Below are 14,804 nucleotides of genomic sequence, written 5' to 3' on the forward strand. Positions count from 1 at the left end.
TCCCGAGTCCCGAGTCCCGAGTCCCGAGTCCCGAGTCCCGAGTCCCGAGTCCCGAGTCCCGAGTCCCGAGTCCCGAGTCCCGAGTCCCGAGTCCCGAGTCCCGAGTCCCGAATAAATCCAGGAGTTTCCGTTGAGCCGCCAGTGCTTTATGCAGTTTGAATTGGACACCACCGACGGCAGGGCCCGCCGCGGGCGCCTGCGCTTCCCCCGCGGTGTCGTGGAGACGCCGGCGTTTATGCCGGTGGGCACCTACGGCACCGTCAAGGGCATGCTGCCGCGGGATATCGAGGCCACAGGGGCGCAGATCATTCTCGGCAACACCTTCCACCTGATGCTGCGCCCGGGCACCCAGGTGGTGGAGGAGCACGGCGACCTGCACGATTTCATGCAGTGGTCCGGTCCTATCCTGACCGATTCCGGCGGCTTCCAGGTATTCAGCCTGGGGAAAATGCGCAAGATCACCGAGGAGGGCGTCTCCTTCAAGTCCCCGGTGGACGGCAGCCCGGTATTCATGGATCCCGAGGAGTCGATGCGCGTGCAGCGGTCGCTGGGCTCGGATATCGTGATGATCTTCGACGAGTGTACCCCCTATCCGGCTACACCGGACGAGGCGCGCAAGTCGATGGAGCTGTCCCTTCGCTGGGCGGAGCGCTCCAAAAAGGCCCACGGCGACAGCCCATCGGCGCTGTTCGGCATAGTGCAGGGGGGCATGTACCCGGAACTGCGCGATATCTCCCTGCGCGGCCTGACCGAAATAGGTTTCGACGGCTATGCCATCGGCGGCCTGTCGGTCGGCGAGCCGAAGGAGGAGATGATCGTGGTGCTGGATCACCTGGCCCACAAGATGCCGGCGGACAGGCCGCGCTACCTGATGGGGGTGGGCAAGCCGGAGGATATCGTCGAGGCGGTGCGCCGCGGTGTGGATATGTTCGACTGCGTCATGCCCACCCGCAACGCGCGCAACGGCCACCTGTTCACCGCCGAGGGCGTGGTCAAGATCCGCAACGCCAAACACCGCCACGATACCGGGCCGCTGGAAGCGGGCTGTGACTGCTACACCTGCGAGAACTTCTCCCGCGCCTACCTGCACCACCTGGACCGCTGCGGCGAGATACTCGGAGCCCAGCTGAACACCATCCACAACCTGCGCCACTACCAGCGGCTGATGCAGGGGCTGCGGGATGCCATCGCCGCCGGCGAGCTGGAGACCTTCGTGGCGGAGTTCTACCGCCGCCTGGGGCGCGAGGTGCCGTTGCTGGCGGTGTAGCGCCTGCGACCTGTCCGGGCGAACCACCGGTTCGCCCCAAACAGTCAGTAGCTCGATTTGTACCCCAACCCTATCCCCGTATAATCGGCCCCCATTCGGGGCTTCCGCGCCTTGCAATCCGCCGTTGGCGCCCGCATATCCCCCGACATTGCCAAGATTTACCGGCCATGACGGCCGCCCTACAACAATGAGAGCAGCATGAATCGCTACCCCTTCTGGAAGTACCTCCTGATTCTCGCGGTTGCGGCCCTCGGCTTTTTGTACGCCGCGCCCAACCTCTACGCACCGGACCCCGCCGTGCAGATTTCCGGCCAGTCCAGCGCCATGCAGGTGGGGCCGGGTGTGCTCGACAAGGCGGAAAAGGCCCTGGACGAGGCGGGCATCGAGTACTTCGGCGGCGAAGTGGGGGACAAGGCGGTGCTGCTGCGCCTCAAGTCCATCGAGGAGCAACTGCCGGCCAAGCGCGCCATCCAGGAGGCCCTGGGGCACAGCGACTATGTGGTGGCCCTTAACCTGGCCTCCACCACCCCGGAGTGGCTTGCCAACATGGGCGCCAGCCCGATGAAGCTGGGCCTGGACCTGGCCGGTGGCGTGCACTTCCTGATGGAAGTGGACACCAACACCATCGTCAAGACCAATATGGAAGGCTATGCGCAGGACGTGAAGGCCAAGCTGCGCGCGGCCAAGGCCCGCTACCGCAGCGTTGACCTGGTGGACGATCGCGAAATCGTCGCCCGCTTCCGCAGCGAAGAACTGCGCGACCTGGCCGTCTCCACCATGCGCAAGGAATTCCCGCAGCTGCAGCTGACCGAGGGTGGCAGCGGCGACAACCTCGAGGTGCGCGCGACCCTGTCCGAACAGGAGATCAAGCAGCTGGAGGACTATGCGGTAACCCAGAACCTCACCACCCTGCGCAACCGCGTCAACGAACTGGGCGTGGCCGAGCCGATCGTGCAGCGCCAGGGCCGCAACCGCATCGTGGTGGAGCTGCCGGGCGTGCAGGACACTGCCGAGGCCAAGCGCATCATCGGCAAGACCGCCAACCTGGAATACCGTATGGAGGCGCGCCCGGACACCCTGGTGACCAACAAGGAATACTTCGAGTACCGCAGCGAGCAGCAGCGCCAGATGTACGGCGGCGCCTGGCTGGAGCGGAAGGTCATCATCAAGGGCGACCGCGTCACTGACGCCCGCGTCGGCTACGATGAGAGCGGCTTCCCGCAGGTGAACATCACCCTGGATTCCCGCGGCGGCGAACTGATGCACCGCGCCACCTGGAAAAACGTCGGCCGCCGCATGGGCACCCTGTTTATCGAGAGCCGCTTCGTGCCGGAAACCAAGGTGGACGAGCAGGGTAACGAAACAACGGTACAGGTGCGCACCGACGACAAGAAGATCATCAGCCTGGCCACGGTCCAGAGCGCCCTGGGCCGCCAGTTCCGCATCACCGGCCTGGACAGCCCGGCGGAGGCCCAGGAGCTGGCGCTGCTGCTGCGCGCCGGCGCCCTGGCTGCGCCCATGTACTTCGTCGAGGAGCGGGTGATAGGCCCGTCCCTGGGTGCAGATAATATCGAGGTGGGCGTGACCTCGGTGCAGATTGGCCTGCTGGCGGTGATCTTCTTTATGCTGATTTCCTACCGGGTGTTCGGCCTGGCCGCCAATATCGCCCTGGCGATGAACATGGTGCTGCTGGTGGCGGTGATGTCGATTCTTGGCGCTACCCTGACGCTGCCCGGTATTGCCGGTATCGTATTGACTGTGGGTATGGCGGTGGATGCCAATGTGCTGATCTTCTCGCGAATACGGGAGGAGCTCAGGAATGGCATGCCGCCCCAGTCGGCGATCACCGCCGGCTTCGACAACGCCTACAGCACCATCGTCGATGCCAACATCACCACACTTATAGTAGCGGTGATCCTGTACGCGATCGGCTCCGGCCCGGTACAGGGCTTCGCGGTGACCCTGTCCATCGGCATCCTGACCTCCATGTTCAGCGCCATCATGGGCACGCGCGCGCTGGTTAACCTGTTCTACGGCGGTCGCCGTGTGCAAAAGCTTTGGATTTAAGGGGCTGACGACAATGAGCGAGACCAAAGTAGAAGACGGAAAGATCACCGAATACATGGGCAAGCGCGTGATCGACTTCATGCGCTGGCGCAAACTGGCGGCGGCAGTTTCCATCGCCATGGTGATCGCCGCCATCGCCGCGCTGGTGATGAACGGCCTGCAGTTCGGCCTGGACTTTACCGGCGGCACCCAGATCGAGGTGGGCTACGAGCAGGCGCCGCGCATCGAGGATGTACGCAGCCAACTGGACGCGGCTGGCTACAAGGGCGCCTCTGTGGTGCGTTTCGGTTCCGACAGCGAAATCCTGATCAAGCTGCCGCCGGAAGTGGCCGAGGAGCAGACCCAGGTCAGTGCCCGCGACGAGAAGGCCTCCCAGTCCATTGGCGACAAGGTGGTGCAGGTATTGCGCCAGAACAGCGCTGGCGACGTGGAGTTGCGCCGGGTGGAGATGGTCGGCCCGCAGATCGGCGAGGAGCTGCGCGACGACGGCGGCCTGGGCATGCTGTTCGCGCTGGTGGTGGTGATGGCCTATGTGGCGCTGCGGTTCCAGTACAAGTTCTCCGTCGGCGCGGTGACGGCCCTGGCCCACGACGTGATCATCGTACTGGGCTTCTTCGCCCTGCTGAGACTGGATTTCGACCTTACGGTGCTGGCGGCGGTGCTGGCGGTGATCGGCTACTCGCTGAACGACACCATCGTGGTGGCGGACCGCATCCGCGAGAATTTCCGCAAGGTGCGCAAGGCGGATTCCGAGGAGATCATCAATATCTCCATCAGCCAGACCCTGGGCCGGACCTTCATGACCTCATTCACGACCTTGCTGGTACTCTGGGCGCTGCAGTTCTTCGGTGGTGAGCTGATCCACAACTTCTCCCTGGCGCTGATCGTCGGCGTAGTGGTGGGTACCTATTCGTCCGTGTACGTGGCCGCAAATGTGCTGATGTTGATGAAGATCAACAAGGAAGACCTGATGCCGCCGGTGAAGGAAGGGGCGGAGCTGGAGGAGATGCCCTAGGCTTTTTCGGGACCGGGAACGGTGGTGCGCGCGGCGCATCCTACCGTTCATGTAGGAGCGGCCATTGGCCGCTCCTACATTTGGAATAGGGGAATAGTAATCAGGCGCGGGGCTTTTTGCCCAGGGTGATATGCTTGGGTCCGGAAGTGTTGGTCTGTCCGCTCACTCCCTTGGGCACCTGCTGGATTTCACCGCCTTTGGCGAGAAAGGCCTGCACCTGTTCCTCGATGCTCTCGCGGGTTTCGACGGCGGTGGGCTGCTTGCGTTTGGAAGCAGTGGAAGCTTTCTTGGCCACAATAAATTTCCGGTTTCGTGCGTGAATCGGCCATTCTACACGACTCTGAGCAAAAAATCACCCGAGTGGCTGTGATTCACTCAATCTTCACTTAACGGGCGTCGGCTGCAGGTTCTCGAGCACTGTTTCATAGTCCCGCGCGAAACGTATCGGGCTGCTTTTCCCCAGCAGGCCGTAGCGGCGCATCTTGTTGACCAGTTCCGGGCGCACGTGGATCAGGTAGAGCATCGTCTGGCGCCGCGCCAGGTGATTGGCGATGTCCTCCAGGTTGCTCATGGCCGTCGCATCCATCAGGCCCACGTCCTTCAGGTCCAGTACCACTGTGTGCACATCCCGGTCCACTGCGGTGACGGTTTTCAGCGCCTTGTGGGCCGCGCCGAAAAACATCGGGCCGTCCAGGTCGTAGAGCACAACCCCTTTCTGCTGCTGGTATTCCGTTTCTTCCCCGGGCTCAACCGTCTTGATCCGGGTGAGTTCGGTCACCCGGCGGATGAACAGCACCGAGGCCAGCGCCAGGCCCCCGGCCACCGCCACCTGCATATCGATGATCACCGTCAGTGCGAAGCAGGTGAGCAACACGGCCGCGTCCGCGCGCGGCGCCCGGCGCACTATGTGCACCGCGTGGCGCGCCTCGCTCATATTCCAGGCCACCATCATCAGCACCGCGGCCATGGCCGCCATGGGCACCAGCGACAGCCAGGGCGCCAGCAGCAGCATGGCCAGCAGCACGAACAGGCCGTGCACTATCGCGGCCACCGGCGTGCTAGCGCCGGAGCGCACGTTGGTGGCGGAGCGCGCTATGGCCGCGGTGACTGGGATGCCGCCGAAAAAGGCCACGGCGATATTGCCCATACCCTGGCCCACCAGCTCGCTGTCCGGATCGTGCTGGTGACCGCTCATGCTGTCCGCCACCACGGCGCACAGCAAGGATTCCAGTGCACCTAACAATGCGATGGAAAACGCCGGGCCCAGCAGGGCGCGCAGCAGCTCCCAACTGAGGCCTATGGACCGGCCATCCGGCCCCGGCAGCTGCCAGGGCAGCAGGAAATGCGGGGCAATGGGTGGGATACCGTTGCCTTCAACACCGTTCAGGTCGAAGTGGAAACGCGAGGCGATGGTGTCCACGTCCGGTAGGGCGCCGCTGTGGTTGAAGATCACCCCGGTGATGGTGCCCGCCATCAGCGCCGCCAGGTAGGCGGGAATGCGCCCGGGGACCTTCTTCCACAGAACCAGTGTGCCGAGGGTAAGGACACCTATGAACGGTTCCTGCCAGCGCAGGGTCGGCAGCGCCGTCGCCAGCCTGCCCAGCTGCTCGAGAAAATGGCTGGCGCCGGGTTCGGGTTGCAGGCCGAGGAAGTCCTTCAGTTGTAGGAAGGCGATGACCGTGCCGATGCCGGAGGTGAAGCCGACGATCACCGGGTAGGGCATCACCTGGATCAGGCGGCCGAACCTGAGCAGCCCGAAGGCCACCGTAATCAGCCCCGCCATCAACCCCGCCAACAGCAGACCGCCGAGGCCGAACTGCTGCACCACCGGCAACAGCACCACCACGAAGGCGGCGGTGGGGCCGGAGATATTCACCCGCGAACCGCCCAGCAGAGCCACCACAATGCCGCCGACGATTGCGGTGTAGAGGCCGTGCTGCGGCGGCACGCCGCTGGCAATGGCGAGTCCCATGGACAGGGGCAGGGCCACTATGCCCACGGTGATACCGGCGATGATGTTGCGCGGCAGGCTGGCAAACAGGCTGCCGTCGGCGCGGGACTGGCGCAAGGCGGAGGCGAACAAGGAGGGCTCCGGGAGGTTTGTTGCTCAAACGGAAAGACCCGACAAAAAGTCGGGTCTTGACCAGTGAACGATTATAGGGCTTTGGTCAGCGGGAGCGGAAGGGGGAGCAGTGGAGAGGGTCAGGCCCTGTTGGACAGTCGCCACAGCCAGATACACAGCGCCAGCAGCACCAGGAACGCCAGGCCGCTCGGCCAGGTGGGAACCGGGCTTCCGGCCACTATCACCTCCGGCTGTGCGACCAGCCGCCACAGCTGGCCGAGGGACATCAGGCCGAAGAGTACGCTGGACAGGCGCAGGCCGCCTTTGGGGGAATTCATGACTCACCTCCTCGCGAAAGGAAATTCTGTACTCCCGGCAGATTCTAGTGTGAAGTGGTCGCGATTCCCCGTGGCCACAAAACGTCATTGCTTAAGGGCAGGTGCCCAGCTGCCAGCTGCTGCCGTCGCCGCTGTGCAGGGTGTTCCAGCCCCAGGTGGAGCCGGGCATGGCATCGTCGCTGCCGTTGGCGAAGTAGTCCGGGGCCATCGGGTTGCCGGTGCTGTAGGCGCGGCCGGCGGTCTTGTGGTAGTAGTTGTAGGTGGACTGCTCGCTGCAACTGCCGCCGCTGCTACTGCCCCCACTGCTGCCACCGCCGGAACAGGCCACCTGCGGGCCGACACAGCTGGCGTCGTCATCGCGCCACTGGCACTGATCGCCGGAGACTGAATGTTCATCCAGGCGGAAGGGAGCCGAGCCGTATTCCAGGTAGCAGTTTGAATAGGCGGTGTAGTCGAGGCGGCCGGCGGCGATATGGGAGTCGAGGGTCGCGGTCACGCCGGCGTCGACGGTGAAGGAGACGCTGGCGGTGTCGCTGAGGCCGGCCAGGTCGGTGGCGGTGACCTGGGCGCTGCCGTCGCCACCCGGCAGGTTGCACTGCTCGGCGGCGAAGTCGGTGCCGGTGACAGCGGCGGTCACGGTACCGTTGCCGAATGCCACTTCCACCGAATCCAGATCCTGGTTTTCATCCACGCCTGTGCCGCTGACGGTGACGCACTGGCCGCTGGCTGCGGCGGAAATATCGCTCAGTTCCGGCGCCGTCGGCGGCGGTTCCGGCCCCAGACGCACAGGGCTCGCTCTCGGCGCCTTCGTTGTCGGTGGCGACCACGGTGACCAAGTAGAGATCATCCGCCAGGGCGCCACTGGTCAGGGAAAAAAACCATTGCCGTCCACACCTCCGTTGATGCTGGAAGTTGAGACTGCGGAAAAAGTCGCCTCCACATCGGCCACACTGCCTTCCGCATCGACGGCGGTGCCGCTGACCAGGATGCGGTCGCCGTTGGTGCTGATCTCCACATCGCTCAATACCGGGCCCTGGTTGCGGTCGACGCGCTTGTTGTTGTCGAGGAAGAATTGCCCCAGGTAGGCGTAGTTGATGCTGGCGCTGCTGATATAGCTGCCGCTGGCACCGGCGCCGCCGGACCAGGCGTGGTCGACGCCGTTCAGCCACAGCATGGAGACCCGGCCGTCCTTGGACACGGGACTCGGGGACGGTGCGCACGGCGCACCCTACGGCTCGGGTAGAGTGCGCCGTACGCGCCGTTGGCTCAACCGGACAGAGTGTAGGTTGGGGTGAGCTCCGCGTTACTGGAAGAGTTGCAGTATCTCTTCCCCCGAAAGTTGGGACAGCGCCGCCCCCTCGCCGGCGAGCAGGGCGTCGGCCAGGGACTGCTTGTGCTTCTGCAGTTCCTGGATGCGTTCCTCGATGGTGCCCTCGGCGATCAGCTTGTAGACGAACACCGGTTTCTGCTGGCCGATGCGGTGGGCGCGGTCGGTGGCCTGGTTTTCCGCCGCCGGGTTCCACCAGGGATCGTAGTGGATCACCGTGTCCGCCGCGGTCAGGTTGAGGCCGAAGCCGCCGGCCTTGAGGCTGATCAGGAACAGCGGTACCTGGCCGGACTGGAAGGCGTCTATGGCATCCTGGCGCTTGCGGGTGCGTCCGGTGAGCTTGCTGTAGGCGATGCTGCGTTTATCCAGTTCGCCCTCGATCAGCGACAGCATGCTGGTGAACTGGGAGAACAGCAGTATCCTGCGGCCCTCCGCCAGCATCTCCTCGAGCATTTCCAGTAGGGCTTCGAGCTTGGCGGACTCCTTCACCTTGGCGGCGCTGGGCAGCTTCACCAGGCTCGGGTCGCAGCAGATCTGGCGCAGCTTGAGCAGCGCGTCCAGCACCTGGATGTGGCTCCTGGCCAGGCCCTTGTCCTGCAGCAGCCTGCGTACCTCCTTTTCCATGCTGGCGCGCACCGTCTGGTAGAGCTTCTGCTGCTTGTCGCCCAAGGTCACCGTCTGCACGATTTCGGTTTTCGGCGGCAGTTCGCCTGCCACCTGTTCCTTGGTGCGCCGCAGCATAAAGGGCGCGGTGCGGTTGCGCAGTTGCTGCTGGCGGGATTGGTCCGCCTGCCTTTCGATGGGTTTGCGGTAGAGGCGGTTGAAGGTTTTGTCGTTGCCGAGCAGCCCCGGCATCAGGAAGTCGAACTGGGCCCAGAATTCCCCCAGGTGGTTTTCCAGCGGCGTGCCGGTGAGGCACAGGCGCTGGGCCGCCTTGTAGCCGCGCAGGGCACGGGAGACCTTGGCGCGCGGGTTCTTGATGGCCTGGGCCTCGTCCAGCACCAGCAGGCTGAAGGGGTGGGGGGCGAGCAGGTCCGCGTCCCGCTGTGCCAGGGCGTAGCTGGTGATCACCAGGTCGTAGTCGGAGAGTTTGCGCAGCTTCGGTTTTCGGTCCATGCCGTGGCTGACCATTGCCTTGAGTCCGGGGGCAAACTTCCCGGCCTCGTGCAGCCAGTTGCCCAGCAGGCTGGTGGGGGCGACGATCAGCGCCCCTTTCTTCAGCTCCCCCTTTTCCTTCAGGTGCAGGATGAAGGCCAGGGTCTGCAGGGTTTTGCCCAGGCCCATATCGTCGGCGAGTATGCCGCCGAAGCGGAAGCGGTGCAGGAAGGCGAGCCAGTTGAGTCCCTCTTTTTGGTAGTCGCGCAGTTTGGCATTGAGGCCCGCGGGCGGTGCTACCTCCTCTATGCCCTTGAGGTTTTTCAGTTGCCGCGCCAGGGCGCGGCGCTCCTCGCCGCCGGACCAGGCGAAGGCGCTTTCGCCCAGCTCCTCTTCCAACTGGGCGATGGGGGCCAGGTTGTGGCGGTGCAGCGCGAGGCGGCCCTCGCCGTCGAGCACCGGCTCTTCGTGCAGCTCGATCAGGGTATTCAGCACCGGCTCTATCCAGGTGCGGGGGATGTTGAGCCACTGGTCCGGCCCCATCTCCACCATCAGCCCGCTCTCGGGCAGTTCCCCGCCGTACTCCAGCGCGCGCACCAGCAGTGGCAACAGGTCCAGGTACTGGTCGCCGAAATTGACCCGGATGCCGAGGCTGTCTTCCCCCAACTCGCCGGACAGGCCTTCGGCGCGGGTGATGTCGAGCCGGAAACTGGGGTCCGTTTCCACCTGCCAGCCCTGCGCGCGCAGGGCGTCCGCATCCCGCTCGAGGAATTCCTGCCAGCGCAGCGGCGAGGGGAGTATCTCGTCGTCGGGCAGCAGGAAGCCAATATCGCCGGGATCCTCCGCGGACAGGCGGTAGCCGGTGAAGCCGCGCCCCTCCAGTTCGTCCACGGCGTCGCTCTCGAAATCCCCATTGCGTGTCAGCAGCAGTGGGCCCTCCGCCGTCTCAACCAGCTGTGTGGCGCGGGAGGGGAAGGCCGGCACCCGGTGTTCCCCGTAGAGGAAATACAGGCCGGCGTAGAGGTAGCCCTGCGGGTCCCGGCGCGCCAGGTGCAGCAGCGGTACCGGCTCGCCGGCGGCGCTGACGGGTTGTTCCACCGGCAGCGGCAGGCTGTTGGCGGGCAGTTTCTCCGCCAGCAGTTGGGCCGTCTCCAGCCGCGAGTGCTCCGGTACCGGGGGCATCTGCATCAGCAGCAGTAGCTGTCTGCCGGAAAGCGCTGTGTCGATCGGGCCGCAGAGGCCGGTTGCCAGGTCCAGGTAGTGGGGCGGCTCGGTGGCGGCGGCCAGCCAGTCGCCGGAGCAGTCCTCGAGCAGCGCCCTCAGTTGTGTCTGCCCGTTGCTGTCGTCCCAGGTGAAGGTCAGGTGGCGCTCGCCGCCGGCGGTGACGGGGAGATCGCCGGAGGCGAGGAAGGCGCGGCCTGTGGCGACTATTTCCGCCAGTGCCAGGGCGCCGAGGCGGTCGTCGGGAGCGAACTCCCAGTCCACGTTGCCGCAACCCGAGAGCAGTTCCGCGATGGTGATGTCTTGGGGGGACAGGTGTTCGTGGTTGCCCGTCCAGGGATTGCCGGGGATGGATATTATCTTGCCCCAGCCGCCACTCTTCCGGCGCCGCACCCGGCGCATGGCGACCTGAAGCCCGCCGTCGGGGGCGCGGTCGAACAGGTAGACGACTTTTTGGTCGCGATGCTCCGGCAGCAGGGTGGTGACGCGGCTGATGGCGTTGAGGCGCCGCTGCCAGTTGGACAGGGCGAAATTGCCGCTGGAAATATGGCCGCTTTCCATCTGCTGCATGGCGGTGAGCAGTGCGGCGGCCACATGCTTGCAGTTGAAGCCCACCGGGCAGTCGCAGTAGCCGCTGATGCGCGCCTGCCGCTGCCCCGGCGTCAGGTGGATCTCCTGCTCGTAGGGCTCCGCTTCCGAGCCTTCGACCGCGCTGTAGACGGTGCCGTCTTCGGCGTCTATCTGGATATGGATTACCCGTTGATCCCCGGCGTACTGCTGTCCGCGCTGGAAGGCGCCGGCGCCGCAGGCGGCGAGTATGGCGCCGCGGGTAATCTCGGGTAACGACATGGAATCTAATCCCTGCTGGCGAAAAGGCGAAATCCTATGCCAGTGCCGCAGGCTGTGTCGAGGGGGCCGGTCCCTAGTCTTCGGTTTCCAGTTCCCGCTGTTCCAGCGGCCAGCCGCCCAGTTGCTTCCATTTGTTGACGATGCCGCAGAAGAGCTCCGCGGTCTTCTGCGCGTCGTACTCGGCGGAGTGGGCGCTGCTGTTGTCGAATTCGATTCCGGCCACCTGGCAGGCCCTGGCCAGCACCGTCTGCCCGTAGGCGAGGCCGGCGAGGGTGGCGGTGTCGAAGCAGGAGAAGGGGTGGAAGGGGTTGCGCTTGATGCCGCAGCGCTCCACGGCGGCGTTGATGAAGCCGAGGTCGAAGTGGGCGTTGTGGGCCACCACTATGGCGCGGGTGCAGCTGTGCTTCTTCACCGCGGTGCGGATCTTGCGGAACATTTCCGGCAGGGCGATTTCCTCCGGCCAGGCGTCGCGCTCGGGGGATTCCAGGTCTATGCCGATAAAGTCCAGCGCTGACTGCTCGACGTTGGCGCCTTCGAAGGGTTCCAGGTGGAAGCTGTGGGTCTCCTGGGGAAAGAGTGCGCCTTTCTCGTCCATGTCCAGGATGACTGCGGAGATTTCCAGCAGGGCGTCGGTGCGCGCGTTGAAGCCGCCGCTCTCCAGGTCCACCACCACGGGCAGGAAGCCGCGAAATCGCTGGGCGAGGAGGCTTTTCGGTCCTGTGGGTTCTTCCGCGGGGGTCACTTGGGGTCCTTAAATGGTGCTAGTTCTAAATAGGCTTCTAGGCGGCCCTGCTGCCGGTGGCCGCTTGTTCAACAGCCTCATCGGCAAATGTTTCACAAGCGGCCCCCGGCAGCAGGGCCTTCGCATCGAGTCTTGTGTTCTTCCCGGGCCAGGGTTGTAGGAGCCTGCCCGCAAGCAGGCTCCTACATCGTTATTCCTGCACCAATCGCCAGCTCAGTGTCTCCCCGGCGGCCAGCGGAATCAGCGGTTCACCGCCCATATCCAGGCTCTCCGGCAGCGCCCAGGGCTGCTTCACCAGGGTGATACTGCCCTCGTTGCGCGGCAGGCCGTAGAAGTCCGGGCCGAATTCGCTGGCGAAGCCCTCGAGCTTGTCCAGCTTGCCGGCGCGGTCGAAGGCCTCGGCGTAGAGTTCCATGGCGGCGAAGGCGGTGTAGCAGCCGGCGCAGCCGCAGGCGGTCTCTTTCTTGCCCTGGGAATGCGGCGCCGAGTCGGTGCCGAGGAAGAACTTGGGGCTGCCGCTGGTGGCCGCCTCGATCAGGGCGGACTGGTGATAGCCGCGCTTCAGGATCGGCAGGCAGTAGTAGTGCGGGCGAATGCCGCCTGCCAGCATGTGGTTGCGGTTGTACAGCAGGTGGTGCGCGGTGATGGTGGCGCCGACGCCGTCGCGGGCATTCTGTACGAATTCCGCCGCGTGGGCGGTGGTGATGTGCTCCAGCACGATCTTGAGGTGCGGGAAGTCCTCCACCAGGCGCGACAGGGTTTTCTCGATAAACACCTGTTCGCGGTCGAAGATATCGATATCCGAGTGGGTCACCTCGCCGTGCAGCAGCAGCTTCATGCCGCAGGCCTGCATGGCCTCCAGCGCCGGGTAGATATTGGCGATATCGGTGACGCCGGAATCCGAGTTGGTGGTGGCACCGGCGGGGTAGAGCTTGGCGGCGATGACGCCGGCCTTGTGGGCCAGCCGGACCACTTCGGCGTCTGTCCTGTCGGTGAGGTAGATCACCATCAGTGGCTCGAAGGGGGCGCCCTCGGGGATCTGCTCGCGGATGCGCAGCTGGTAGGAGACGGCCTCCTCGGCGTCCACCACCGGCGGCACCAGGTTGGGCATCACTATGGCGCGGCGGAACTGTCTCGCCGCATCGGCAACGGTGCGCTCCAGGGCGGCGCCGTCGCGCAGGTGGATATGCCAGTCGTCGGGGGCGCGAAGGGTGATCTGCTCCGTCATAGGTAGTGGTCAGTGGCTGGTGGTTGGTGGTGGCGCGCATGCTACCGGAAGCCCGGCCAAATTGCGATGCACCTGTTGTTTATAAAATAGACAGTGGTGGCGATAGCCCCTTGCCGCTAGTCGTTCGCGCCCCGAGGCGCTACAATCGCGCCCCGAAAAAGGTACCGAGAGTACCAATCCTGGGCACACCTCCAAGAATAATCCCCCCAGATCGACACTATTTCCGTGCGCCGCAGCGCCTGTGCTGCGGTGTTTCCGTGGTGGCGTCACACTCCCGGCAAGTAAGGGTAGCGAGCATAGCAATGAGCAACATCAACAAGGTGGTACTGGCATATTCCGGCGGTCTGGATACCTCGGTTATCGTACGCTGGTTGCAGGAGACCTACGGCTGCGAGGTGGTGACCTTCACCGCCGATATCGGCCAGGGCGAAGAAGTGGAACCGGCGCGCGCCAAGGCTGAGGCCCTGGGCGTCAAGGAAATCTATATCGACGACCTGCGCGAGGAGTATGTACGCGACTTCGTCTTCCCGATGTTCCGCGCCAACACCCTCTACGAGGGCGAGTACCTGCTGGGCACCTCCATCGCCCGTCCCCTGATCGCCAAGCGCCTGATTGAGATCGCCAACGAGACCGGCGCCGACGCCATCTCCCACGGCGCCACCGGCAAGGGCAACGACCAGGTGCGCTTCGAGCTCGGCGCCTACGCGCTGAAGCCGGGCATCCGGGTGATCGCCCCCTGGCGCGAGTGGGACCTGACCTCCCGCGAGAAGCTGATGCAGTACTGTGAGCAGCACAAGATCCCGGTGGACTTCTCCTCCGGCAAGAAGAAATCCCCCTACTCGATGGACGCCAACCTGCTGCACATCTCCTACGAGGGTGGCATCCTGGAGGATCCCTGGGCGGAGGCCGAGGAGGATATGTGGCGCTGGAGCGTCAGCCCGGAGGCGGCCCCGGACCAGCCCACCTATATCACCCTGACTTTCGAGAAGGGCGACCCGGTGGCTATCGACGGCGAGCGCATGAGCCCCGCGACCCTGCTGGAGAAGCTGAACAAGCTGGGCGGTGCCAACGGCATCGGCCGCCTGGATATCGTCGAGAACCGCTACGTGGGCATGAAGTCCCGCGGCTGCTACGAGACCCCCGGCGGCACCATCCTGCTGAAGGCGCACCGGGCCATAGAGTCCATCACCCTGGACCGGGAGGTGGCGCACTTCAAGGACGAGCTGATGCCGCGCTACGCCAAGCTGATCTACAACGGCTACTGGTGGTCCCCGGAGCGGGAGATGCTGCAGGCGGCCATCGACGAGTCCCAGCAGGTGGTCAACGGCGAGGTGCGCCTGAAACTGTACAAGGGCAGTGTCAGCGCCGTGGGCCGCCGATCCGCTGACAGCCTGTTCGACGAGCGCATCGCCACCTTCGAGGAGGATGCCGGTGCCTACGACCAGAAGGATGCCGAGGGCTTTATCAAGCTGAACGCGCTGCGCCTGCGCATCGCGGCGGGCAAAGGCAGAAAATTGATATAGATCAGTCGGCGCCGGCGAATGATGCGTTTAAATCTTCGCCGCATATGAGGCGCCGGCTATCGTGAAGGCA

The 14,804-nt window shown here is 64.7% G+C and carries 12 protein-coding genes; 4 read left to right on the plus strand and 8 right to left on the minus strand.

Translation table 11 applies throughout. The annotated features are described in order from the left end of the window. Positions 1-148: 148 nt before the first annotated feature. From tgt to secF, 3 genes are all read left to right on the plus strand, one after another. Complete coding sequence (gene tgt / locus AC6R19_RS19530; protein WP_500581586.1) at positions 149-1,267, plus strand: tRNA guanosine(34) transglycosylase Tgt; 1,119 nt, start codon at positions 149-151, stop codon at positions 1,265-1,267. A gap of 198 nt (positions 1,268-1,465) precedes the next feature. Beyond that, the gene (gene secD / locus AC6R19_RS19535; RefSeq protein WP_500581534.1) at positions 1,466-3,334 is read left to right on the plus strand and encodes a protein translocase subunit SecD; all 1,869 of its coding nucleotides are present in this window, start codon (positions 1,466-1,468) and stop codon (positions 3,332-3,334) included. A 13-nt stretch (positions 3,335-3,347) separates the two neighbouring features. Next, positions 3,348-4,349, plus strand: coding sequence for a protein translocase subunit SecF (secF, locus tag AC6R19_RS19540; RefSeq protein WP_500581535.1), 1,002 nt, complete (start codon positions 3,348-3,350; stop codon positions 4,347-4,349). A 100-nt stretch (positions 4,350-4,449) separates the two neighbouring features. Here secF and AC6R19_RS19545 read toward each other — a convergent pair whose 3' ends face one another. The 8 genes from AC6R19_RS19545 to pyrC all read right to left on the minus strand — a co-directional run bounded on the left by AC6R19_RS19545 (position 4,450) and on the right by pyrC (position 13,211). Next, positions 4,450-4,644, minus strand: a complete 195-nt coding sequence (locus AC6R19_RS19545; RefSeq protein WP_500581536.1) for a PFL_1563 family small protein — start codon at positions 4,642-4,644, stop codon at positions 4,450-4,452. Between the two features lie 87 nt (positions 4,645-4,731). Next, positions 4,732-6,432, minus strand: coding sequence for a C4-dicarboxylic acid transporter DauA (gene dauA, locus AC6R19_RS19550; protein ID WP_500581537.1), 1,701 nt, complete (start codon positions 6,430-6,432; stop codon positions 4,732-4,734). 119 nt (positions 6,433-6,551) lie between these two features. Then, positions 6,552-6,749 carry a hypothetical protein gene (locus AC6R19_RS19555; protein WP_500581538.1) on the minus strand — a complete coding sequence of 66 codons (198 nt, stop codon included), beginning with the start codon at positions 6,747-6,749 and terminating at the stop codon, positions 6,552-6,554. A 91-nt stretch (positions 6,750-6,840) separates the two neighbouring features. Next, a complete protein-coding gene (locus AC6R19_RS19560; RefSeq protein WP_500581539.1) occupies positions 6,841-7,536 on the minus strand; it encodes a hypothetical protein in 696 nt (231 codons plus the stop codon). A gap of 78 nt (positions 7,537-7,614) precedes the next feature. Next, complete coding sequence (locus AC6R19_RS19565; RefSeq protein ID WP_500581540.1) at positions 7,615-7,947, minus strand: hypothetical protein; 333 nt, start codon at positions 7,945-7,947, stop codon at positions 7,615-7,617. Positions 7,948-8,052: 105 nt separating this feature from the next. After that, positions 8,053-11,241: a DEAD/DEAH box helicase gene (locus tag AC6R19_RS19570; RefSeq protein WP_500581542.1), complete on the minus strand. Its 3,189-nt coding sequence runs from the start codon at positions 11,239-11,241 to the stop codon at positions 8,053-8,055. Positions 11,242-11,314: 73 nt separating this feature from the next. Next, positions 11,315-11,983: a ribonuclease T gene (gene rnt / locus AC6R19_RS19575; protein ID WP_500581543.1), complete on the minus strand. Its 669-nt coding sequence runs from the start codon at positions 11,981-11,983 to the stop codon at positions 11,315-11,317. Positions 11,984-12,173: 190 nt separating this feature from the next. Further along, a complete protein-coding gene (gene pyrC, locus AC6R19_RS19580; protein WP_500581544.1) occupies positions 12,174-13,211 on the minus strand; it encodes a dihydroorotase in 1,038 nt (345 codons plus the stop codon). A 302-nt stretch (positions 13,212-13,513) separates the two neighbouring features. On the opposite strand from pyrC, the gene AC6R19_RS19585 reads away from it, so the two are divergent. Further along, positions 13,514-14,734 (plus strand): argininosuccinate synthase, encoded by a 1,221-nt coding sequence (locus AC6R19_RS19585; RefSeq protein WP_500581546.1) that lies wholly within the window; start codon positions 13,514-13,516, stop codon positions 14,732-14,734. Positions 14,735-14,804 lie beyond the last annotated feature (70 nt).

It is taken from the genome of Microbulbifer sp. SE14 (assembly GCF_059834885.1).